The sequence below is a fragment of the Moorena sp. SIO2C4 genome (assembly GCF_010672485.1).
In the GTDB taxonomy this organism is placed as follows: domain Bacteria; phylum Cyanobacteriota; class Cyanobacteriia; order Cyanobacteriales; family Coleofasciculaceae; genus Moorena; species Moorena producens.
The window spans coordinates 1-2,362 of the sequence record NZ_JAAHGN010001120.1 but is presented as its reverse complement, the minus strand read 5'-3'; the positions used below and the strand labels follow the sequence as shown (position 1 = coordinate 2,362).

The window sequence follows — 2,362 nt, the reverse complement described above, 5'->3', positions numbered from 1 at the left end:
GGGTTTCATATCCTGCGGGAAATGGCTGTATGTCAGAAAGAGCGAGAAGTAGCATACCGCAATCGCAACCGTTTGGTGCCCTTACTCGAAAAAGCTGACCTACCCCAACTCGAAAAACAGGAATTGCCCTTTAAGCAAAAGGGAATGTATTTGATTAGTGGGGGTTTGGGAGGGATTGGAGTAGAAATTGCTAAATTTCTCCTAAACCACTATCAAGCTCGTCTGCTTTTAGTTGGTCGAACCCCCTTACCAGAGCCGAGTACCAAAGGAAACCATTTAAAGGATGGAAATGGGTTCGCACCTGCCGTCAGAGCCTATCAAAACCTAGAGCAACTGGCCGAGCAACTGGGAGGAGAGATACGCTACGAGGCCGTGGATATTTGTGATTTAGCTCAGTTGCAACAGGTGGTTGAACGAGCCCAGTCTGACTGGCAAGCAAACCTTCAAGGGGTCATTCATTTGGCTGGAATTGCCCCAGAACATTTTTTAGTAGAGGAAACCCGCAACAGTTTTGCTGCTACACTTCGTCCCAAGCTTTTAGGGTCGTGGGTACTGCATCAACTAATTAAAGATAAGCCAGACAGTGTTTTTATCAGCCTTTCTTCCGTGCTAGCCTTCTTTGGGGGAGCGACAATTGGTGCTTATGCTGCCGCTAATAATTTTCTAGAGTGCTTCTGCTACTACCAGCGGCACAAGACCTTGGTGCGCAGCTACTGCTATGGCTCAAGCACATGGGTTGAGACCACCCTCAATCGGAGTAAACAGATTAGGGAGTCCCGTCGTGCCTTAGGTCAGTACGGAATTTTCAACCAACAGGGAATCAATTCTATTCTCGCTGGGCTGCACCACGACCAACACTCCCTGATTTTGGGTTTGGATGGCAGCAATCCCTATGTTAGACGATACACCCAACAGCCACCATACTATCGGCAGCGGGTATCGGTATATTTCACGGCGGTTACAGAACTATCTGTTGCTCAGTTGCAGAGGTTAGAGGCATTCGTTCCTTTTGGAACCTCTATCACCCCTAAGTTTCAGCAACTCCAAGCTATGCCCCTAACTCCCGCAGGTGAAATCGACCGAGAGCAGTTGATTTCACCAAGCAAAGACACTGAAAACCTCTTGCCAGTAACTGATATAGAGCGTCAACTGGCTAGCATTTGGCAGAAGGTGTTGGGAGTTTCCCAGATTGGCATCGATGACAACTTCTTCGGGTTAGGAGGAAATTCCCTCCTAGCTGTGCAGCTATCTGGTGAGATTGAGAAGACCTTCGGCAAACAACTGCCCCTAGCTGCTCTATTCCAAGCACCAACCATCAAGCAACTCGCTCACCTTCTGTGCCAGTCAGAATGGTCATCCTCTTGGTTTTCCCTAGTGCCCATTCAACCTAGTGGTTCCAAGCCAGTTCTGTTTGCGATTCACATCCTTGGGGAAGGGTTGATATACTACCGCGATTTGGTACGTTATCTTGGTTGGGACTATCCAGTTTATGGACTAAGTTATGGACTAGCAGCGGCTACTAACGCCAACAACATCAATACCAAACCGGGTATAGGTAATGGACTCAAGGAGTTAGCCGCTCACTACATTGAAGAAATGCGAAGGTTTCAACCCGAAGGGCCTTATTTTCTACAAGGGGTATCCCTCGGAGGTCAAATCGCCTTTGAAATGGCTAAGCAGCTTGATGCTCAAGGTCAGACTGTAGCAATTGTTGCCTTGTTTGATAGCTATGCTATTGGTTATCAGTGGAAGCCCTACGAAAATACCACTGTCTTACAACGGTACACTTTATTTTGGATACAAAAACTACAAACTTATTGGAATAACCTTTGGAGACTTGAACCTGACAAAAGGCGAGCTTACTTGTCTGAGAGAATCAGAGCGTTTGTCAGACATTATAAATCTGGAGCATACAAACGGCAATTCCAGTGGTTTGCTAAAAAGTCTAACTTATCTACCGAACCTGGTTTAGCAAACCCTAATTTGGTTGATGCCATCTCAGATATCCAAAATGTTAACTACGAGACTCAAGCATCTGAGCTGTCATCAGTCTACCCAGGGAAAATAACTCTCTTTCGAGCTAAACAGCAACCTCCAGGACATTACCATGATCCTCTTAATGGTTGGGATGGTATGGCAGCTTCTGGCATTGAAGTTCACCATATTCCTGGTGATCATATCTCAATGATGCTAGAACCCAATGTCCGGGTTTTGGCTGAAAAATTGAAAGCTTGTTTAGCTGTCCGGCAAAATTCATCCCACACCTAATGCGTAGCATTAGGTGTGGGATGAATTTTGCACAGGGTATTATAAAATTGCTATAATATATGTACTGATAAACAAAGCCGTTCGCGTAGCGTGG

General features: G+C 46.0%; 1 protein-coding gene. It reads left to right on the top strand.

Annotated elements, in window-relative coordinates:
* Nucleotides 1-2,268, top strand: a 2,268-nt coding sequence (locus tag F6K20_RS34490; protein ID WP_287297802.1) for an SDR family oxidoreductase, incomplete at its 5' end; no start/stop codon positions are given.
* Nucleotides 2,269-2,362: the final 94 nt, after the last annotated feature.